A 20544-nucleotide genomic window follows, 5' to 3' on the forward strand; every position below is an offset into this window, starting at 1 on the left:
CCCTAGATGATGTCTGTGACGTTCATCGCTGATGCTTCATTACAGGGTGCTCATCAGTGTTCGGTCTTCCTTACAATGTCGGGTCCGGCAGCGGTTGCTGCGAGGTACGCACTTACGTGACCTGTGTCCACGGCCGTGGACATCCGGAACGCCCGCCCGAAAGCGCGACGCTGTTCCGCCAGCTCTAGTGCGATCACGCTGGGCGTGATCCAGGCTCCCCGGCCGGGGAGTCGACGAGAGGGGTCCGCCACGAGCCGGCGCCGTTTCTCATCCTCTGGATCGAGGACGATGCGAAGCAATTCGGTGTCGGGCTTGCGCTCTCGGGTAGCGATGCAGGTACGGATACGGATCACGCGGGGATCGCGGTTCTCCGTCATTCGTCTCCTTCACATCGCTGGCTGTACCCCGTCGACAGATGTCGACATTCAGGGCTGCACTTAGGCCAACGAGTAGCTTACGCCATTTTCTCCCGGAATTGAACTCTTTGATCCTTGAGGCTCCGTTAGTCGATGTCGGCGTCGGAGTGGATGTCGATCTTCCAACCCGTGAGGCGGGCGGCGAGGCGTGCGTTTTGGCCTTCGCGGCCGATGGCCAGCGACAGTTGGTAATCGGGAACAGTCACCTTGGCCGTTTGGGCCTCCTCATCGGTGACCTCGACTCGTACAACCTTCGACGGGGCCAATGCATTCCCGACGTAGGTGGCGGGGTCCGTGGAGTAGTCGATGATGTCGATCTTTTCTCCGGCGAGTTCGTTCATGATGTTGGTCACGCGTTGGCCGCGCGGGCCGATGCAGGCACCCTTGGCGTTGAGGCCCTTGACCGTGCCGGAGACGGCGACCTTGGAGCGGTGTCCGGCTTCGCGGGCGATGTTGATGATCTCGACGGAGCCGTCGGCAACCTCGGGGACTTCGAGTTCGAAGAGGCCTCGGACCAGCTCGGGGTGGGTGCGCGACAGGTTGACCTGCACGTTGCGGGGTCCCTTGTTCACGCCGACGATGTAGGCCTTGATGCGGTCGCCGTGCTCGAGCTTCTCGCCGGGGATCTGTTCGGCGGGCAGGAGGATGCCGTCCTGGGGGTCGGTGTCGGTGCCCAATTGGACGATGACGATGCCGCGGGAGTTGGCGGTGACGTCGCGTTGAACGACTCCGGAGACCACGCGGCCTTCGAACTCTTGGTATTCGTCAAAAACTCGTCCGGCTTCGGCCTCCCTCAGCTTTGCGACGATCGCGTCGCGCACCGCAGGTGCGCCCAATCGGGCAAAGTTGTCGGGGGTGTCGTCGTGCTCGGAAACGACGTCACCGTTGTCATCCAGTTCGCTGACGATGATGGTGACGGATCCGGTGGCGGTGTCGATGTCGACGCGGGCGCGGGACTTTTCGTCCTCGCCGCGGTATTCACGGTAGGCGTGAATGAGTGCTCCGCCGATGGTCTGCAGCAATTCCTGGACCGCAATGCCTTTGTCCTTCTCGATGGCCTCGAGTGCTCGCAGATCAATATTCACTTGTTATCCTCTCGCCAGGCGTTGGCCTGTTCACTGTCCAAACCGGTGAGCTCAAGTTCGGCTTCCGGCGCTTTCGCGAATTCAATTTCTACCACCGCGGCCACCGTTTCATCCAATTGCCACACGCGCATCTCCGGTTGCTTCTTCACGGTGCGGACGAGAACCACTTCGTCCTCGGCATCGTTGAGCGCGCCAATGCGCCATGTCTGACCCTCGAGAGAGACGAGGCGGTGGCGGTTGCGCCGCCAATGCCGCGGTGCGGTCAACGGCGTATCAACACCGGGCGTCGAGACCTCCAGCGTGTAACCGGCGCCGAGCTTGATCTCGCCGCGGTCCTCGGCGGCGTCGAGAAGCACCGACACTTCCTGCGAGACCACTTCCAACAGGTCGAGATCGGGGTGGTTGTCGGCATCAAGACGGATCCCCACGACCGACTTCTTGCCGGCGCGCGTGACCTTGATGTCCTCGACGTCGAGGCCGTGTCGCTGCGCAATCGGGGTGATTAAAGTGCGGAGTTGATCAATACCGGGGAATGCCATGAGCTACACCCTATCGCGAGGCGGTAAGTTGTCGGATGTGAACCATCGCTTGACTCTCGCCCTCGTCATGAGTGTGCCCTTGCTCGCCTCCTGCACCGTCGATGACATCGCGATGGCGTTTGGTCCCTCCCCCAATGCGGAGTTGGTGAAGATTGCCAACCGCGCCGCCGCCGATCACCGCACGGAGGAACTAGCAGCACTAGAGGCTGAGATCGCCCGTCTCTGCGGGACCCACGCCGACGGATCGGCCCCGCAGTCCTGTGCCTGGGAACCGGAGCCGGAGAAGGCACCGGGCGGCGATGACCTATCAGTACTCATTGAGGGAACGGGGAAGGCCCCCGCCGAGTCCCGCCCCCTCCTCGTCGGGCTCGCCGTTGACCAGGCGATCGAGCAGCCGGCTGGGAACGAGTTTCCAGTGGACGTGGACATCAAGGCCGATGTCGACCTCGTACGGGAGATGCTCGAACAGGAATACGCCGCGGAATACGCCATCGGGGTGGCGAATGCCTTCGGTGACCCCGCGGACGTCGATAAGCTTCGCGAGGCCCACCAGCTGAGGATCCTTCGCCTGCAAGAATTGCTGGCACCCCACAGTGTCGTGCCCGTCGCCGAGCCGGGCTACGAGCTGGCCAATGGCGAGTCCTTGCCGTCGATCAAGGACATCGAGCGCAACCTCGAACTCGAGTGGATGGCCTCGGCTGTGGACGCTCAGACGAACGCGTGGCGGGACTGGGCAGTTCGCGGCGCAGCCAGCACGAGGTTGTCAGTACAGGATTCATAAGTTCGCCGTAGTGCGCGGGTACAGTCCCGAGGGTGACTTCTTCCACTGCCCGCGCTTTCCGCTGGCTCACCCTCCTCCTGCTCGTCCTCGGAATGGGCGTCATCGCCCTGGGGGCCGCACAGCAACCGTCCTCCCCCACGGCGATGCTTCCCGACGACGCCGATTCGACGCAGGTCGCCCAGATCCTCGCCGAACGTCCCGGCGACAACGGCAATGAGGCCATCGTCGTCTTCACTGCCGCCGATGGCGCCCGCATCGATCTGGCGGAGCTCGCCCCGAAGGCGGAAGCGCTCGGCGGGCCCCTGATCCCCAATGAGGATCTCACTGCCGCGTTGGTGCCGGTGGAAGTCTCCTCCGACAGCTTGCTCGACAACGTCGCCGCGGTGACCGACCTGCGCGCGGCAGCCGCCGAGGGCCTGCCGGATTCCATCAGTGCCCAGGTCACCGGGCCTGCTGCCATCGACGCCGACCTGTCCGGGGTGTTCGAGGGCGCGAATGTCATGTTGCTGGCCGTCACCGGCATCATCGTCGCCGTCTTGCTCATCGTCACCTACCGCTCCCCGATCCTGTGGCTCATCCCGATCCTGGTCATCGGCATCGCCGACCGCGTGGCGGCCACCGCCTACACGTGGATTCTCGACGCCGTGGGAGCCAGCTGGAACGAATCCACCGGCGGCATCCTCTCCGTGCTCGTTTTCGGCGCGGGCACCAACTACGCGCTGTTGCTCATCTCCCGCTACCGGGATGAGCTGACAAAGACCGACGATCGCTTCCAAGCCATGGCGGCGGCGTGGCTGCCCACCGTGAAGACGGTCTTTGCCTCCGGCACCACCGTCATTATCGGCGTGGCCTGCCTGCTGCTGTCCGCGGTGCCCACCACCCGGGGCTTGGGAATGGCGTCGATGATCGGCGTGACCATCGCCATGCTCTTTGCCATGTTCGCTCTTCCCGGAGCCCTCGTGCTGTTCAACCGGTGGATTTTCTGGCCCAAAGCGCCGGTGGTCGGGGAGGAAACCCAGCACAAGTTCTGGGACCGGATCGGTGGTGTGGTGCGCCGTCGGCCGCTGCCGGTCGCGGTGGGAGCGCTGGCCGTGCTCGGTATCGCCTGCCTGGGTGCGCTGCAGATCCAAACGGGTTTGACCCAGTCGGATCAGTTCATTGATAAGCCTGAGTCCATTGCGGCGGCCGAACAATTAGAGCAGGCATTCCCCGATCAGCAGGCCACGCCGGCGATCGTGGCTACTCACGACGCGACGGCGGCTACCTCCGCGCTCGAGTCCGCAGGCGCCAACGTGGCTCCGCAGGACTCCGTGGCCGGGTGGGACATCCTGCAGGTGTCCGGGCCGGACACCGCGGAGCTGCGCGAGATTCTCTCCGGCACCGATACCCTCGTCGGCGGCCAAAACGCTGAACTCTACGACCAGGAGCAGTCCGCGGCGGACGATCGCCTGATCATCTTCCCGCTCATCCTGGCGCTCATTTTCGTCGCGCTCATGGTTCTCTTGCGTTCGGTCCTCGCCCCGCTCATCATGACCGCGTCGGTGTTGCTCACCAACATCGCGGCCCTGGGCCTGGGTTGGTGGGTATCCACCGGGCTCTTCGGCTTCGAGCGTTTCGACGGCGCCACTCCCCTCTACGCCTACGTCTTCCTCGTGGCGTTGGGCATTGATTACTCCATCTTCCTCATCACCCGCACGCAGGAAGAGGCCAAGGTCCACGGCACGAAGGAAGGAGTGCTCAAGGCACTGTCCTCCACCGGTGGGGTGATCACCTCCGCCGGCATTCTCCTGGCCGCAGTGTTCGCGGCCTTGGGAGTCCTGCCGCTGGTGGTACTCGCTCAGGTGGGCATCGTCATCTTCATCGGCGTCCTCCTGGACACCCTCATCGTGCGCACCATCTTGCTGCCCGCCATCGTGCAGATGGTGGGCGACAAGTTCTGGTGGCCCAGCCGCTAGCCGCGAATCAGCTCCACCACGCGGGCAACCGCCTCGGTGGCGGGAACCTCAAAGGTCTCGCCACCGCGGACCCGCACCTCGACGATGCCCTCGGCGAAGGAACGGCCGAGGACGATGGCGAAGGGAATACCCAGCAGTTCGGCATCCTTGAACTTGACGCCGGGGCTGACCTTGGGGCGGTCGTCGAAAAGCACCTCGAGGCCAGCGGCGTCGAGTTCGGCGACGATGGCATCGCCCGCCTCCAGGGCCGCGGAATCCTTGTTCGCAACAACAACATGGACCTGGTACGGCGCAATTTCAACGGGCCAGTTCAGCCCCTTGTCATCATGGCGCTGCTCGGCGAGCACGGCCATGAGGCGGGAGACGCCGATGCCGTAGGACCCCATGGTCGGGATGGCGCGCTTGCCATTTTCGTCGAGGATTTGCACATCGAACGCCTCGGTGTACTTGCGGCCCAGCTGGAAAATGTGGCCGATTTCAATGCCGCGCTCGAGGGTCAGCGTGCCCATACCATTCGGGGCGGGATCACCTTCGAGGATTTCGGCGGCCTCGATGAAGCCATCCACCTCGAAATCGCGGCCGGCGACGAGGCCAACGACGTGGCGGTTGGGCGCATCAGCGCCCGTGATCCAGGCGGTGCCATGGACCACGCGGGGATCGGCGAGCACGCGGACCCCGTTGGCGGCGAGGCCGCGCGGCCCGACGTAGCCTTTGACCAGGAAGGGATTGCGCTTGAAGTCCTTTTCTTCGGCCAATGCCACCTCCGCGGGTTCCAGGGAGGCTTCGAGGCGCTTCATATCCACTTCGCGATCGCCCGGGACCAGGACGCCGAGCAGTTCGCGCTCCTCCGCGCCCGGCTCCAGGATGGTCACCACCAGGCATTTGAGGGTGTCAGCGGCCGTGACCGGGCGGCCCTCAATCTCCACGCCGATGCTGTTAGCCCAGTCCACGAGGGTGGCGATGGTCTCCGAATCCGGGGTCTCATGTTCGACTGCCTCAGCCAGGCCTTCAATGGGCCGCTCGATCCCCGGCTGGGTCACCACGGCCTCCACGTTGGCGGCGTAATCGCCCTCGGTGGCGCGCACGAACGTGTCCTCGCCGTTGGGGCTGAGCGCTAAGAACTCCTCCGAGGCCGATCCGCCCATGGCACCCGAGGTTGCTTCGCAGATGGCGTACTCAATGCCCAGGCGGTTAAAAATTGCCTGGTAAGCACCACGATGCACCTGGTAGGACTGCTCCAATCCGGAGTCGGTCATATCGAAGGAGTAGGAATCCTTCATGATGAATTCGCGCCCGCGGAGAATGCCCGCGCGGGGACGTTCCTCATCGCGGTACTTGGTTTGGATTTGGTACAGCGTGACGGGGAAATCCTTATAAGAGCTGTACAGATCCTTCACCGCGGTGGCGAACATTTCCTCGTGCGTCGGGCCGAGGAGCATGTCATTGCCCTTGCGATCCTGCAGGCGGAACAGCGCGGGGCCATACTCGGTCCACCGACCCGTCTTCTCATAAGGATCACGCGGCAGGAGCGCGGGGAACAGCAACTCCTGGCCCCCAATATTGTCCATTTCCTCGCGGACGACGTTCTCGATCTTGCGCAGAGTGCGCAGGCCCAGCGGCAGCCAGGAGTAAACGCCGGGGGCGGCGCGGCGAACGTATCCGGCCCGGACGAGGAGTTTGTGGCTGGGTACCTCGGCGTCGGAAGGATCTTCGCGCAGGGTGCGCAGGAACAGCGAGGACAGGCGTGTGATCATGAACGGTAACTCTACCCGGTAGCCTGATCGTCATGCTGATTGTGCTGCCCCCTTCGGAAACCAAAGCTCACGGTGGGTCCCATCCGCCTTTGAACCTGGATTCTCTGTCGTTTCCGAGCTTGAATTCACAACGGCCCGAACTCATCGCCCGCCTCGAAGACCTGTGCAGTGACCTTGACACAGCCATGCGCGTGCTCGGCATCTCGGAGAAGCTTCGGCCGGAAGCCGAATCCAACCGGTCGTTGCGCACGTCCCCCACCATGCCGGCACTGCAGCGCTACACCGGAGTGCTTTTCGACGCCCTCGATGCCCCGTCCCTGCCACCCTCCGCGTGGCAGCGCCTCGCCGTCGGCTCGGCACTGTTCGGGGTCGTCCGGGCAGGTGATCTCATCCCGCATTATCGCTTGTCGGCGGGCACGAAGTTGGCCGGCCCCAATGGCAGGGACGTCACCATGAAAGCCCGCTGGGGCACCGCGATCACCGAGGCTCTCGCGTCGGAAAACTTGCTTGTGGACTTGAGGTCAGGCGCTTACCAGCAATTGGGTCGAGTTCCCGGTGCGGTGACGGTGCGGGTGGTATCGACTCAGCCGGATGGTTCGCGGAAGGTGGTCAGCCACTTTAATAAGCACTACAAGGGCGAGCTGGCCCGGGTGTTGGCGTTGGCGCCGGAGGAGCCGGAGTCAGTGGACGACATCCTGGCGATTGTTCGGGCGGCTGGCATGGAGATGGAGCACACTTCGGCGACGGTGCTCACCGTCGTGGTCTAGTCTTCGCCGCGGCGTGCCGCTAGGGTGGAATTTATCAATTTATCAAGGAGTCGCTGTGAAGAACCCTTTCCGCCCAACATTCGGCGCCAGCCCGTACTACTGGGCCGGACGCCGCGTCATTCTCGATGAATTCGCCCGCGCCATCGACGGCCACCCCGGAGACCCCACCCGCAGCCTCATCATTGATGGCGCCCGCGGCATCGGCAAGACGGTCCTCCTCACCGAGCTAGAGGACATCGCCGCCCAACAAGGCTGGATCGTCCTGCGCGCCACCGGCCGCCACGACATGGTCCGCACTCTCGTCGAATCCACCATCCCTATGAAAATCCGCGAGCTCGCTCCCCCACCCGGCCGCAAAGTCACGGGTGTGAGCATCACCGGCCTGGGCAGCGTGGACACCGAACTCACCCCCGGCGTCGATCCCACTCCCACGCTATCCTCCCGATTGCGCGACCTGCTTGGGCTGCTCAGCGGCGCTGGCATCCTCATCACCGTCGACGAGGTCCAGGATGCCGATCCCGATAACCTCAGCCACCTAGCCGTGGCCTACCAAGATCTCATCCGCGACAATCTCGAGGTCTCACTCGCTATGGCAGGCCTCACCCACGGGGTCAACCGGCTCCTCGATCTACCGGGCACTACGTTCCTGCGCCGGGCCCGCCGGTTTGAGCTCGGCCCGCTCACCGACGACGATGCCCGCGCCACCCTCCTCGCTACCGCCGAGGGCTCCGGCCGACCCTTCGACAACGCCGGGGTTGACGCCGCCGTGCAGCTCGCCCAGGGCTATCCCTACCTGGTGCAGCTCGTGGGTTACCTCGCGTGGAATAGCTCCGACGGGACGATCACCGCCGCCGACGTGAGCACAATCGACGCCGATGCCATCGCCACCATGGGAACCCAGGTGCACGCCCCCTCGCTCATGGGTGTGCCTCCCGCTCAAGTGGCCTACCTCCGGGCGATGGCCTCCCTCATTGATGGACAGGCGGATGTCGCCTCGACGGAGGTGGCCGCGGCCGTCGGCAAGAAACCCAACGAAGCCACCGATACGCGGGCCAAACTACTCGAACGCGGGCTCATCGAGGCCCCCACCTGGGGGAAAGTGACGTTCACCCTCCCCTACTTCGCGGACTATCTCCAGGCGCACCCGCGCTCGGTGCGGGTGAACTAACTGTACTGACCGGGCACGTTGGCCAATCGTGAGACCGGTGGCTGGTTGTAGTGATGCAGCCAGTCCTTGAGTGCGTCGCGACGTTCCTGCTCGCTGCGGTAGTAGCTTGCGTAGGCCCACCCGTCTGCCATCACCCACTGAAAGCGCTTGACTTTCCCGGTGGTACGGGCGGGTCCGCTTCGGCGCAATCGACAGGGCCCTGGACGTGTCCCGCCACGGATAGGACCGGTACGCCCCCACCGTTTTCCGTCAGAACCAGCTCGACGGAGACGCCACGCTCACCGAACCACTCGACTGCACGGTGCAGAACGGTGACGGCGATGATGGCGGTCTCGTCACCGTGGATCTCGGCGTACGCCACGCAGGAGTAGGGGTTGTGCCACCTGCTTTTCGGCTTGCTGGGGTAGCTGTGCGGTTCTTCTTCCCTTCGCGGCGGCCGACAAAACGCCAGCCGCCACCGTCGGGGATACTCATATCTGCAAACCTCCTCACCCGTCGCCCGATCCAGGTACAACAGCCGGTTCCGGCGTGCCGTCGTGGGGACACGGTGGATCGTTGACGGGGCGATGCCGAGTCGGGTCGCGTGCTGAACCGGCCCTTCCCGCACTCGCATTCTCAAGCTGACGCATCGCTTCGCCTACGAGGTAGCGGTCGACCCACCGCTTCACGGTGAGCCAGGAGACCTGGACTCGGGCGGCGACCTCACTGATCGGCCACCCGTGGTCGCCCGCCGGGTCGTGTGGTTGGGGTCCACTGCTGATCACTTGAATGCTGCCAGCCCCGAGGATTGCGATCGAGCGTGTGCGGGAGTTCAGTGCACGCTGTTCCAGAAGCGGAGTAGGTCAGGGTCAAGGTTGGCGTGACGGTCCATGGGGAGGGAGTGGGTGCCGCCGGGCCAGACGGTGATAGCCGCGCTTGGCTGCAAGGATTTGAGCCGGTCTGCGGCCTCCTGGCCGCCGGCGAGGTTGGATTCGCCACCGATATCGAGACGGATCGGCATGTGAAGCGACTGCCACTGCTCATCGGTCAGTGTTTTCGGGGTGGGCAGCGCGGTGGAGTAGCCCGTGCTGGCAGCGTCGATCATGGCTGACATCGGGGTTCGCTTGCGGACGTCCTCGACGCTTGTTCCCCCTATTGCCGCCAGCGCGTGGTCTTTCCAGGCTTGCGGGGTGGGTAGTGTTAGGACGGCTGACCAGGCGTACACCGAGGCTGGCACGCCCTTCAACACAAAGACCGGCTCAAGCAGGGCTAGGCTCGCCACCTGGTCGGGATGGTCAACTGCGAACTGGGCAGCGACCGCGCCGCCGAAGCTGTGCCCCACGACGTGCACTTTGCCCAACCCCAGACCATTGATGACTTCGGAGATGACGCGGGACTGCTCCTGAGGGCTGGCCATCGGCGTGTCCTGCAGGGAGAATCCGGCATCGCCGAGCGGGTCGAGCGCGTACACCGTGCGCTTGCCGATCCAGTCGGGCAGGTTCTCTGCCCACATCGGCGCCCCGCTACTGTGCCCCGGCAGCAGCAGCACCGGCACGTCATCTTGGCTCCCGCTCCAGCCGAGGACCCGCACGGTCCCGAACGAGGTCGCAATGTCGCTGGTCTGTGTGGGCTTGGCCAGCCCGGCCATGACGTCCGCGTAGGCGCGAGTGTAACTCTGCTTCGCCCCGGCGTCGCGCCAGTGGCCCACGCCGGGTCCGGTTGTGGCTACGTCAAGGACCTTCCACGCGGCCAGTACAAGTACTACCGCGAAAGCTGCCCGATAGACCATTCGTCCAATACGTTTGTATCGCATACTTAAACGATACACGCGTATCGGTACGATTAGGGGGTGAATGACGACAAGAGACAGCAGATCGTTCGGGGTGTGTGGCGTGTCATCGCCGAGAGTGGGCTGGGGGCTGTTAGCTTCCGGTCGGTCGCGGGCGCGGCGGGGGTATCAGCGGGGCGCGTGCAGCACTATTTCGCGTCCAAGCAAGAACTCATCCGTGCCAGCGCGGCCGAACTGATCGAAGCAGCTGCGGAGGCAACACCGGCTGCGACCGGAGACGCGAGTGACCCCAAGACCCTCCAGGCGCTGCTGCTACATGGGCTTGGCCCGGCAGGCACATCCCGCCCCGGCACCAGCATCTACTACTCCTACATCGCGGCCAGCGTCGCTGACCCCTGGATTGCGAACATGCTCGCCGAGACCAAGGTCGCGCTCATCAGCCAGGTCGAACGGTGCCTTTCCGCCCAGCTCCCCGAGCTGTCGAAGCCTGCTGACGTCGCGTGCGAACTCGCCCTTCTTGCCGACGGCGCCGTTCAGGCAGTCTTCCTCGGAGCACTCGATGCCGACAAAGCTCGCCAAATCATTGCATCGGCACTGCAGGAACGTGGCCTGCCGCAGGACGGATAGAAGCAGGGTGTCACAAGGAAGCACACCTCGATCAACGTCTCCGGTCAGTACAACTAGCGGAACAAGCGGCGCTGCATGAGCCACGACCCCACAAGGGTGAGAACAACCGTCACGGCAATGGCGGCACCAGTCAACGGCACCACATCACTTAGTCCGCCGGCAGTGGAGATCGCGGTGGAACCGAGTGACACGGCCCGGGTAATCAACGCCTGTGGGACGACCCACGCCAACGCGGATACCGACTGACTCGAACTAATCCCCAGTGCAATGAACACGCCCACAAACCCGAGCGCGGCGGAGGCGGCGAAACTGGGGATGAGGGCTGAGATGACCGACTGCAACACCACTAGGGGAATCGCGCACAAGACACCAAGCACCGCCACTACCGCCAACGAAGGTGAAACAGTCCCCGGCACCTGGAGGAGCAACCCGGCGGCCACGATGCCCGCGAACATGATCGCCTGCATCGTCGCCAGTAGTGGCACAACGGCCAGGGTCTTGGCCACCAGCAGCCGACGCATGCTTACCGACGTCGCTGTGAGGTTCCAGGAGGTCGTTTCCGCTCGCCAGGCCACCGCCACCAGCAAGGACACCCCCACGGAATAGAAGAAGAGACCGTAGAACAACACCACCTGGGAGGCGAGGGATTGCCAACCGGAGGTCAATACTTCTGTGTTGCTGTGATAGTTCATCGAGCCGGTGAGGACCGCGAGCACCGGCAGGATGACAGCGACCAGCCAGGTCGAGGAGCGCTTGAGCTTCAGCAGCTCGGCAGCAAGAGCATGTTTCATGTCAGTTCTCCTTAGTGGAATTCAGGCGCCACAGGACGACAGTGAGCACCACGAGCGACAGGGCGGCGGCACCGAGAATTGTCAGCCAATCGGGCATGACGTAGTGGATCCCGGCCTCGTCGCCTTCCGAGATAGTGGCCGGGATGATCATGGCGTAGTAGCCCCACGGCACAAGCCTGGCCATCCACACCGGTAGGAATAGGCAGAACAAGGCGATGAAAGAGCCGAGCGCGCCTGCTCCGATACTGATCAGCTGGTTGTCGGTCACGGCGGCCAGCACCACGTGACCAGCCAGGAAGACACCATTGACCAAGATCAAGCCCGCGAGGTACATAAGCCAATAGCCCGGCGCGCCAATACCGCCCGGAACCAACAGAGCGACGAAAGCCACTTCGACCACGACAGCCACGGCCACGAGTGGGGCGAGAGCGGCCATCTTGGCCAGGAGCAGGCGGCTGAATCCGGTGCCGATCGTGCCATACATGGTCCACCCCGCAGCAGTGTGCTCCATATCGACGACGCGGCTGGCGATGATCGCCATGAACAGCGGGCCCACGAGGCTGGCGATCATCCCCAACCCCAGGAGAATGGTCGCCGAATCTGCTTCCTGAGCGGAGGCCGCCGATGCTGCCTGGGTCCAGCCGACGACGATGAGCACCATGAGTGCCAGGAGCCAGCCGACCTTGAGCCGCCGCATTTTCTGCAACTCCACCCGCACCACGGTCATAGCTGTGCCCCCTTGGTGAGGTTCATGAAGACGTCTTCCAACCGCTGGACCTCGCGCCTGACCTCGAAGATGTCCTCACGGGCGTCGACAAGCTCTGTGACGCGGCGGGCCACCGCCTCGGCGGTGAGACCGGGAACCGTCGTCGTGCCGCGGGAGGTGACAAAGACGGTGTCGGGGATGCTGTGGCGCATGAGTTCTTCGCGTGATCCTTCGAAGAGGAGGGTGCCTTGCGCGATGATGCCGATGCGGGTGGCGATGCGTTCGATTTCATCGAGGATGTGCGAGGAAATCATGATGGTCACGCCCTCAGCCGCGAGCTTCACAATGAGGTGCCGGATCTCCTCGATCCCAGCCGGATCCAATCCGTTGATCGGCTCATCAAGCACGAGCAGTTGTGGCTGCCGGGCAAGCGCTAGCGCGATCCCCAAGCGTTGTTTCATGCCCAGGGAGTAGCCGCGCACCACCTTGTCCCGGTGGCGAGTCAGGCCAACCAACTCCAGCGCACGCGCGCACGCTTTCTCGTCGAGGCCGAGCAGATGACGCTGGATATCCAGGTTTTCCTGGCCCGTCAGATGCCCATACCCAGCCGGGTTCTCAATGAGCGAGCCCACGTGCGGCAGGATCTTTCCCCGATTGACATCATTCATCTCCATGCCCATAACCGTCACCTGCCCCGCCGTCGGCCGGGTCAACCCGAGGATCATCTTCATGGTCGTCGTTTTCCCCGAGCCGTTCGGCCCGAGGAATCCATAAATCGATCCGGTGGGCACGCAGAGGTCAAGATGCTTGACGACGCCCACCCTCCCGTAGGTTTTGGTCAATCCTTGCGTCACGATGGCAGTGTCTCTCATGCCCTCAATGTCGCAGCCCGGATTCCTGCTTTTCATCCACCCTGGGGATGAATCAGCAGCTCATCGACGCGAACCAACCCGCTGCGATACGCCCGCAGCACGGCATGGACGCGGTCCCGCGACCCGGTTTTGAGCAAGATGTGACGCACGTGGGTCTTCACCGTGGACATAGACACGAACTCCTGCGCGGCGATCTCCTCATTGTTGTATCCCAGGGCGATGAGCCGGAGAATGTCGCGCTCGCGGGCAGTGAGGTCGAGCTCCTCCTGTTTCACGTCGCCCTGGAGCTGGCGCAGCACGCCCGCCGTGACCTTCGGGGACAAAATCGCGTTGCCCTCAGCGACCGTGCGGATGGCGTGCAGCAACTGCTCCGGTTGGGAATCCTTGAGCAAAAACCCGGAGGCACCGGCGGCGATCGCCCCGGAGACAAACGCCTCGTCGTCGAACGTGGTGAGCATGATGACCCGAACATGGTCATCGCGGGTGAGGAGCTCCCGGGCTGCGGTGATCCCATCGACGCGCGGCATCTGCACGTCCATGAGCACGACATCAGCCGGTTCCGTGGGCAGATCATCGCCGTCGCCCGCCTGCCACACCACCGTCAAGTCATCCTGAGAATTAACGAGGAGGGCGAACCCCGCCCGGACCAACGGCTGATCATCCACCAGCCCGACCCTGATCACCACGGCACCTCCACAGCGACGGTGAAATGGTCCGTTGTTTCCTGCACACGGACGACCCCGCCGAGGGCGCGGACGCGCTCGGTCATGCCCATGAGTCCGTAGCCAGGGGTTCCCTCCACCGGGGAAGGCTGGGATGGATTGGAGGCGACGATGCGCAGGCGCCGAGACGTGGCCTCGAACTCCATCGTTGCGGGGCCGTCCGCGTGGCGAAGGAGATTGCTCAGCATCTCCTGAACCACCCGGTAGACGGTGAATTGAGCCAGCTCACCCATCTCCGCGCTTTCGACTGCTTCGTCCAATCCGCGGACGCTGATCTCCTGCCCGGCGCGGGTCGTCTCGGCGATCAGGGCCCGCAGGTCCGCGGTTCCCGGAGCGGCCAAGGCAGCGCGGGAGGAGTCGGCGCGAAGGACCGTCAGCAGGCCGCGCATGTGCCCGAGAGCTTCCCGCGACTGCGCAGAGATGACCTCGAGCATTTCCACCGCTACGTCCGGGTTCTTTTTGGCAGCAAACCGCGCCCCATCCGACAACGCCATGATTCCCGACAAGCTGTGGGCGACGATGTCGTGCATCTCCCGCGCAATGCGAGTCCGCTCCATCACCTGGGCCATCTCCGCGCGTTCCTGGAGCACCGCAATGTCGCGGGAACGGTCGCGCGTTCGCCTGCCCAACAACCAGAAGAACCCGAGGACGATCCAGGTTCCCGCCGTCGCGACAATCGCCACGCCAACCTTGGGCACTCCCGCCATCCCTCCGAGGAGTCCCCCTTCCACCGGCACGCGGAAAACGGCGGTGAACATGGCACTCCCGACGCCGACCAGAAGCAGTGACAACCACAGCCGCCGCCAGGTCGGCGGGGAATACGCGCTGGCTACATAGGAGACGTAGAGGACGGGAACAACGACTTCAAATGACTGGCGAAGGTCGGTGAATCCGAGGCAGATAGCAAGGCACACCGCGACCACGGCAATGGACGCGTCACCCCACCGGGGATGAAACAGCACAGCGATTGTGATGATCAGCAGCAGGGCCACGGCCAACCACCGCATCTGCCCATCCAGCCGGCTGACCAACGTGTTGGAAAAGAGCAGGGCGCACGCGATGATCCCGAGCACCCGCGCGGGATGCCCCACCAGGTGAGAAGCCTTGCCGGTCATACCTCCAGCGTAGAGTCCCTAACCCTCGTGCCACCTCATCCCTGGGGATGAGAGCGCACCGTCCGAGCGATGGCCAGGCTCACAGTGATGAGCCCGATGACGGTCAATCCCGCTCCCACCACGGTGGGGCTACGGAATCCCCAGCCAGCGCCGATAGCCGCGCCCGCGAGGCTCACCCCCACCGTGTTGCCCAGGTTGAAGGCGGCAATATTCGCGGCCGACGCCAAGGTGGTGGCTCCCCGTGCGTGGCGCATGACGCGGGCTTGCAACCCCGGGACAGTGGCAAAACCAACCGCACCCATGAGTGTGAGTAGGACCGCCGTCACCCACGGATTCTCCGCCCCAATCCCCAAGGCGAGGATGACGATCGGAAGCAGGATCGACAACATCAAGACCGCCTTATCGGGATCACGATCGGCTGCCCGGCCACCAAAGACGTTGCCGATGAACAGGCCACCACCGAAGAGCACCAGCAGCCAGGGGATGGCTGCGGCAGAGTAGCCCGTCACATTGCGCAGGAGGGGTTCGATGTAGGTAAAGACCCCGAACATGCCGCCAAAGATGAGAGCAGTGGTGACCAAGGACGACAGCACCTGAGGCTTGGCCAGGGAGGCAAACTGCTGCCGGACGGGCAGTTGATTCTGCTCGGGATCCGTATGGGGAACGAGCGTTGCCATGCCGATGAGGGCGATCACGCCAACGACGCTGATGAGCCAGAACACCGCGCGCCAGCCCCACTGCTGGCCGATGAAGCTGCCCAGAGGAACACCGAGCACATTCGCGACGGTGAGCCCGGCGAACAGGATCGAAATGGCCGAGGCCTGCCGGGCGGGTGAGACCAGCGAACCGGCTAAGACCGCGCCGATTCCGAAATACCCGCCGTGGGCGAGCGCTGCGACGATCCGGCCGGCAAACATCACCTCGTAGTTAGGTGACCACGCCGAGAGGACATTGCCGACGACGAATAGCGCCAGCAGTGTCACCAAGGCCACTCTCGGCGCCCGGCGCATGAGAAACGGGGTGAGGACGAGCGCGCCGGGCACCACGGCGAGGGCATAGGCGCCGACGAGGTGTCCTGCGGCGGGGATAGAAACGTTGAGGTCAGTGGCAACTTCCGTGAGCAGGCCCGCGATGACGAATTCGGTCAAGCCGATACCGAAGCCGCCCACGCTGAGAGCAAGCAAGGCTAGTGAGGTCCGGGAGCCCCGGACTGGGGTGGTGGCCCCCACAACTGCCTTTGTGTCGATGGTCATGAGTGGTTTTCACACTTTCCATAGGTCGGTGAGTGACCTGCGCCGGGCTGGGTTGCCGGAGCAGTTCACGATTGCCATGCCACTATCAGCCCGTGGAGTAAAAGCAGCCAGCACCCTGTTGTGCCTAGCATCGGCGTGCCTAGCACTCGCAGGGATAGGCTAAGCGCGGGCGAGCACGGCACCATAGAGCCATGGAGGACTATCCAGAAGTGACCAATCCAGCACGCACCCACGAATCACGAGCCGAAGACCTCGGAGAGTTTCTCCGTTCCCGGAGGGATCGGCTCACCCCCGACGACGTTGGAGTTCCGTCCTACGGTCGCCGCCGGGTAGCGGGCCTGCGGCGCGAGGAACTCGCCCAGCTCGCCGGGGTCTCCGTCACCTACTACACCCGGCTCGAGCAAGGTCAGTCCCAAAACGCTTCCGATTCGGTCATCGAGTCGTTGGCCCGCGCCCTGCGGCTTGATGCGGATGAGACCGCCCATCTTTTCACCCTCGCCCGGCCGGGCATGGTGAAGACCCGACCCATCCCAGCCAAACCCGAACGTCCCGCCCCAGGCGCCACCAAGCTGCTCCAGGCCATGGAGTCCGTGCCTGCACTGATCCTCGGCCGCCGGAATGACATTCTCGCCTGGAATCGGGCCGGGCATCTCCTCTTAGCTGGGCACCTCGACGTTAACGCCCCCAACTGCGAAGACGATCGCCCCAACCAGTTGAAAATGCTCTTCCTCGACCCCCATACCCGCGAGCTCTACCGCGACTGGGAGTCCGAAGCCGCGCTATCGGTGGCGTCCCTCCGCTATATCGCCGGGCAATTCCCGGAGGACCGTCGCATGTACGAACTGATCGGGGAACTCAACGTCCGCAGCGATGACTTCGCCCGCCTCTGGCTACAACATACGGTCCAACTGTGCACGAGCGGCGTCAAGCGGCTGCATCACCCCGAAGTCGGCGACCTCGATCTTGATTACGAGGTCCTCCACCTGCCCGATGGGGACGGCCAACGCATCCTCACCCATTACGCGGAACCCGGTAGCAGCGCCCACTCGGCCGTGCAGTTGCTTCTCAACTCTTGAACAGCGGCTACAACCCGGCGACTTCGCCGATGACGTACACGGCCGGGGCCTGCACGTCTTCCGCCGCCATCGTGTCCGCCAAGGTTCCCAACGTGCAGCGGAAGCTTCGCTGGCCGGCCGTGGTTCCTTCCTGAATGATCGCGGCCGGGGTACCCGCACCAAGTCCGGCGGCCATGAGCGCGTCGGCAATGGCACGGACGTGGCGCACTCCCATGATCACCGAGATCGTGCCCCCGGTCTGCGCGAGGGCGGACCAGTCCACGAGCGACGACCGATGCCCGGGTGGCAGGTGCCCCGACACCACAGTGAAGGAATGCACGACCCCGCGTTGGGTGATGGGAACACCCGCGGCACCGGGAACGGACACCGCGCTGGTCACTCCAGGCACCACATCGCAGGGGATGCCCGCCTCGCGGCATACCTGCAGCTCCTCGAACCCGCGCCCAAATACGTACGGATCACCGCCCTTGAGCCGCACGACCTTTTTCCCGGCGCGCGCGTGCTCAACAATGAGCTCGTTCGTCCTCTCCTGCGTGACCTGCCGCTCATACGGCAATTTGGACACGTCGATGATCTCCTTGCCAGCCACATCGATGAGCCGGTCCAATTGATCCGTCGGTCCCAGGTGGTCGGTGAGAATGACATCTGCTTCCCGCAGCGCATTCGCCCCGCGCACGGTGATGAGGTCCCACGCTCCCGGGCCCCCGCCCACCAAGGTCACTCCGGGCACAACATTGCTTGATTCCATGATCGGAGATTCTACGACTGGGGTGGCGTCCCACATGCCATTCCATTCAGGGGCGCCTCTCCACGTCCACCCCTACGTACAGTGGCACCATGAGCACCCCGCACCTGGAGCACACCTTCGCCACCGATCTCCCCGAGCTGGTCATGCTCTGGTCCGCCGAGGAATCACCTAGTCCCCAGCTGCTCGTTCTCAATGAGCCACTGGCTGTTGAACTCGGCCTCGACGTCGATTGGCTCCGCAGTCCAGAGGGCATTGAGTTCCTTCTCGGCCACGGCGAGGGCACTGTCGCCATGGCATATTCGGGGCATCAATTCGGGCAATTCTCACCCCAGCTTGGCGACGGTCGCGCCCTCCTACTCGGCGAAATCCTCACCCCAGGAGGGTCCCGGCGGGACCTCCACATCAAAGGCTCCGGGCCCACTCCCTTCTCCCGGGGTGGCGATGGGCGCGGTGCGCTCGGCCCAATGCTGCGGGAGTACCTCGTCTCCGAGGCGATGCATGCCCTGGGCATGCCGACGACCCGTTCGCTGGCAGTGCTGAGCACGGGCCGGAAAATTCAGCGTGGCCGGGTCGTGCCAGGAGCGGTGCTCGTGCGGGTCGCCGATAGCCACATCCGCATTGGCACGATGCAGTACACCCGGCTTAAGGATGACACCCCGGGGCTTGCTGGCCGCCTCGCCGAGCACGTCCGACTCCGGCACTACCCAGAGGTCGACAACGCCCTTGAACTGTTCACCGCCATCATGGATAGCCAGGTCGCCACCGTCGCCGCGTGGATGCGGCTCGGTTTCATCCACGGGGTGATGAACACCGACAACACCACCCTGAGCGGCGAGACCATCGACTATGGCCCCTGCGCATTCATGGACTCTTACGATCCGGCGACGGTGTACAGCTCCATCGATACCCAGGGCCGCTACGCCTATCGCAACCAACCGGCCATCTTGGGGTGGAACTTCGCCCGACTCGCGGAGTCGATGCTCCCGCTATTCACCCCGGATGGCGACGACGACGCGGGTCTTTCCGCCGCCCGCGAAGCGATGGAGACGTTTCCCGAGCGCTGGGAGAAGGCGAAAACCCGGGAGCTGAGCCGAGCCCTCGACATCCCCACCAGCGCGACCGACGTCATTGAGGGGTACGAGTCCCTGCTGCTAGCCCACTCCCCCGACCTCACCCGTTTCCACCGAGGCCTCGTCAACGCCGCCGACGGCGACGAGACGATCCTGCGCGAGCTCATTCCGGCCGAGGATCTCGATCCGTGGCTCGCCCGCTGGCGCGACCACCACCCGGATGCCGCCACTCTCGCCAAGATCCATCCCCTCTACATCCCGCGCAATCACCTCGTCGAGGAAGCACTCGACGCAGCCACCGACGGCGACCTCGACCCCTTCCACAAGCTCATCAGCGCCGTGACGAACCCCTTCGACGAGCAGCTCTCCCTGGTGCGCTACGCCCATCCGGCACCGGAGGATTTTGGCCCCTACCGCACGTTCTGTGGCACCTAGAACTTGTCTATCTCCAGCTTTTTCATCTCCATCATCTTTTCGTAGGCGCCGGGGCGTGCCATGAGTTCGGCCATGTTGTCGGGAATGATCTGCCAGCTGAGACCGAAGCGGTCTTGGAGCCAGCCGCATTGTTCTGCCTCAACAACGGCCGTCAGGCCATCCCACAGGTGATCAAGCTCGGCTTGCCCGTGGGCGTTGACCATGAGCGAGGTGCCAGGGGTGAAGGTGAACGGCTGCGGGACGGCGGAGTCCATGGCCGTCAGCCATTCGCCGTAGAGCTGGAATTCGGAGAACACGATCTCGTCGGAATCCGGGTAGCTCACCCGGTTGCCCACGTGGGCATCGGGGAACAGGGCGACGTACTGGTCGACGGCCTCCCGGGCCTTGCCCTGGGCGGGTCCACAGAACATGAGGTTGGGGATGATGAACGGACGGGGCTCACCGGCCGGGTCGGTGAGCATGAGCTGCCAGTTGACGCCGTACTGGTCGGCGATCCAGCCGTAGTGCTCGGAGAAATCGTAGGTGCCCAGATCCATGAGGATCTGCCCGCCGCCCTCGACCAACTTGCCCCACAATTGGTCGAGCTGTTCCTTAGCATCCGCCATGCGGGAGGGATCAAAGTTGACGAAGAAGCTCAGCGCCGGAGTGGGGCTGAACATCGGGCCGCCGTTGATGAGGGTGAGGCGGTAGCCGTCGATGACCACATCGACGGTGAGGGTCTCGCCGGCCCTGTCCGACTGAAAGTCGGGCAGGCCTTCGGACGGGTAGGTGACGCGGGCGTCGATAAGCGTGTTGGGGAAGGTGGCGGCGTAGAAAGACGCGGCCTCGTCGGCGTTCCGATCGAACCAGAGGTTGGGCACAATGCGTTGCATGAGGAAATACTAACGGCCCCCATC

At 64.1% G+C, this 20544-nt stretch carries 20 protein-coding genes and 1 pseudogene; 7 read left to right on the top strand and 14 right to left on the bottom strand.

The genetic code is table 11. The annotated features are described in order from the left end of the window. Window positions 1–53: 53 nt before the first annotated feature. From CTEST_RS08000 to rimP, 3 genes are all read right to left on the bottom strand, one after another. Window positions 54–377, bottom strand: a complete 324-nt coding sequence (locus CTEST_RS08000) for a YlxR family protein (RefSeq protein WP_047253299.1) — start codon at window positions 375–377, stop codon at window positions 54–56. A gap of 125 nt (window positions 378–502) precedes the next feature. After that, window positions 503–1501 (bottom strand): transcription termination factor NusA, encoded by a 999-nt coding sequence (nusA, locus tag CTEST_RS08005; protein ID WP_047253300.1) that lies wholly within the window; start codon window positions 1499–1501, stop codon window positions 503–505. Beyond that, window positions 1498–2040 (bottom strand): ribosome maturation factor RimP, encoded by a 543-nt coding sequence (gene rimP / locus CTEST_RS08010; protein ID WP_047253301.1) that lies wholly within the window; start codon window positions 2038–2040, stop codon window positions 1498–1500. The genes nusA and rimP overlap by 4 nt, the downstream gene beginning before the upstream one ends. A 37-nt stretch (window positions 2041–2077) precedes the next feature. On the opposite strand from rimP, the gene CTEST_RS08015 reads away from it, so the two are divergent. Further along, window positions 2078–2821: a hypothetical protein gene (locus CTEST_RS08015; RefSeq protein WP_144413251.1), complete on the top strand. Its 744-nt coding sequence runs from the start codon at window positions 2078–2080 to the stop codon at window positions 2819–2821. A gap of 32 nt (window positions 2822–2853) precedes the next feature. Continuing rightward, on the top strand, window positions 2854–4776 hold the full coding sequence (locus tag CTEST_RS08020; RefSeq protein WP_047253303.1) for an MMPL family transporter: 1923 nt from the start codon (window positions 2854–2856) through the stop codon (window positions 4774–4776). On the opposite strand, the gene CTEST_RS08025 is transcribed toward CTEST_RS08020, so the two are convergent. Continuing rightward, the gene (locus tag CTEST_RS08025) at window positions 4773–6530 is read right to left on the bottom strand and encodes a proline--tRNA ligase (protein ID WP_047253304.1); all 1758 of its coding nucleotides are present in this window, start codon (window positions 6528–6530) and stop codon (window positions 4773–4775) included. The genes CTEST_RS08020 and CTEST_RS08025 overlap by 4 nt on opposite strands. Window positions 6531–6562: 32 nt before the next feature. Between CTEST_RS08025 and yaaA the strand changes: the two genes are divergently transcribed. After that, window positions 6563–7297 (top strand): peroxide stress protein YaaA, encoded by a 735-nt coding sequence (yaaA, locus tag CTEST_RS08030; RefSeq protein ID WP_047253305.1) that lies wholly within the window; start codon window positions 6563–6565, stop codon window positions 7295–7297. A 55-nt stretch (window positions 7298–7352) separates the two neighbouring features. Beyond that, window positions 7353–8465, top strand: a complete 1113-nt coding sequence (locus tag CTEST_RS08035) for an ATP-binding protein (protein WP_047253306.1) — start codon at window positions 7353–7355, stop codon at window positions 8463–8465. On the opposite strand, the pseudogene CTEST_RS08040 reads toward CTEST_RS08035, so the two are convergent. Continuing rightward, a pseudogene (locus CTEST_RS08040) lies at window positions 8462–9190 on the bottom strand (IS481 family transposase); the annotation flags it as partial. The gene CTEST_RS08035 and the pseudogene CTEST_RS08040 sit on opposite strands and share 4 nt — an antisense overlap. A gap of 86 nt (window positions 9191–9276) precedes the next feature. Continuing rightward, on the bottom strand, window positions 9277–10257 hold the full coding sequence (locus tag CTEST_RS08045; RefSeq protein ID WP_047253307.1) for an alpha/beta fold hydrolase: 981 nt from the start codon (window positions 10255–10257) through the stop codon (window positions 9277–9279). 36 nt (window positions 10258–10293) lie between these two features. Between CTEST_RS08045 and CTEST_RS13090 the strand changes: the two genes are divergently transcribed. Then, entirely contained in the window at window positions 10294–10860 is a 567-nt protein-coding gene (locus tag CTEST_RS13090; RefSeq protein ID WP_083985506.1) for a TetR/AcrR family transcriptional regulator, read from the top strand. A gap of 53 nt (window positions 10861–10913) precedes the next feature. Here CTEST_RS13090 and CTEST_RS08055 read toward each other — a convergent pair whose 3' ends face one another. The 6 genes from CTEST_RS08055 to CTEST_RS08080 are packed head-to-tail and all read right to left on the bottom strand — an operon-like array spanning window position 10914 to window position 16319. After that, window positions 10914–11651 (bottom strand): ABC transporter permease, encoded by a 738-nt coding sequence (locus tag CTEST_RS08055; RefSeq protein ID WP_047253308.1) that lies wholly within the window; start codon window positions 11649–11651, stop codon window positions 10914–10916. 1 nt (window position 11652) lies between these two features. Beyond that, window positions 11653–12378: an ABC transporter permease gene (locus tag CTEST_RS08060; protein ID WP_052844333.1), complete on the bottom strand. Its 726-nt coding sequence runs from the start codon at window positions 12376–12378 to the stop codon at window positions 11653–11655. Further along, window positions 12375–13229, bottom strand: a complete 855-nt coding sequence (locus CTEST_RS08065) for an ABC transporter ATP-binding protein (protein WP_052844334.1) — start codon at window positions 13227–13229, stop codon at window positions 12375–12377. The genes CTEST_RS08060 and CTEST_RS08065 overlap by 4 nt, the downstream gene beginning before the upstream one ends. 32 nt (window positions 13230–13261) lie before the next feature. Beyond that, window positions 13262–13912: a response regulator gene (locus tag CTEST_RS08070; RefSeq protein WP_047253310.1), complete on the bottom strand. Its 651-nt coding sequence runs from the start codon at window positions 13910–13912 to the stop codon at window positions 13262–13264. After that, a complete protein-coding gene (locus tag CTEST_RS08075; protein ID WP_052844335.1) occupies window positions 13909–15066 on the bottom strand; it encodes a sensor histidine kinase in 1158 nt (385 codons plus the stop codon). Before CTEST_RS08075 ends, CTEST_RS08070 begins: the two co-directional genes overlap by 4 nt. 35 nt (window positions 15067–15101) lie before the next feature. Then, window positions 15102–16319: an MFS transporter gene (locus CTEST_RS08080; RefSeq protein ID WP_052844336.1), complete on the bottom strand. Its 1218-nt coding sequence runs from the start codon at window positions 16317–16319 to the stop codon at window positions 15102–15104. Window positions 16320–16510: 191 nt separating this feature from the next. Here CTEST_RS08080 and CTEST_RS08085 point away from each other — a divergent pair, with 191 nt between their 5' ends. Then, window positions 16511–17395, top strand: a complete 885-nt coding sequence (locus tag CTEST_RS08085) for a helix-turn-helix transcriptional regulator (protein WP_047253311.1) — start codon at window positions 16511–16513, stop codon at window positions 17393–17395. Window positions 17396–17402: 7 nt separating this feature from the next. On the opposite strand, the gene cobA is transcribed toward CTEST_RS08085, so the two are convergent. Beyond that, the gene (cobA, locus tag CTEST_RS08090; RefSeq protein ID WP_083985714.1) at window positions 17403–18143 is read right to left on the bottom strand and encodes a uroporphyrinogen-III C-methyltransferase; all 741 of its coding nucleotides are present in this window, start codon (window positions 18141–18143) and stop codon (window positions 17403–17405) included. Between the two features lie 89 nt (window positions 18144–18232). On the opposite strand from cobA, the gene CTEST_RS08095 reads away from it, so the two are divergent. Then, complete coding sequence (locus CTEST_RS08095; protein ID WP_047253312.1) at window positions 18233–19648, top strand: protein adenylyltransferase SelO; 1416 nt, start codon at window positions 18233–18235, stop codon at window positions 19646–19648. Here the strand turns inward: CTEST_RS08095 and CTEST_RS08100 are convergent. After that, the gene (locus tag CTEST_RS08100; protein ID WP_047253313.1) at window positions 19645–20520 is read right to left on the bottom strand and encodes a VOC family protein; all 876 of its coding nucleotides are present in this window, start codon (window positions 20518–20520) and stop codon (window positions 19645–19647) included. The two genes, CTEST_RS08095 and CTEST_RS08100, sit on opposite strands and share 4 nt — an antisense overlap. Window positions 20521–20544 lie beyond the last annotated feature (24 nt).

Source organism: Corynebacterium testudinoris, assembly GCF_001021045.1.
Lineage (GTDB): Bacteria > Actinomycetota > Actinomycetes > Mycobacteriales > Mycobacteriaceae > Corynebacterium > Corynebacterium testudinoris.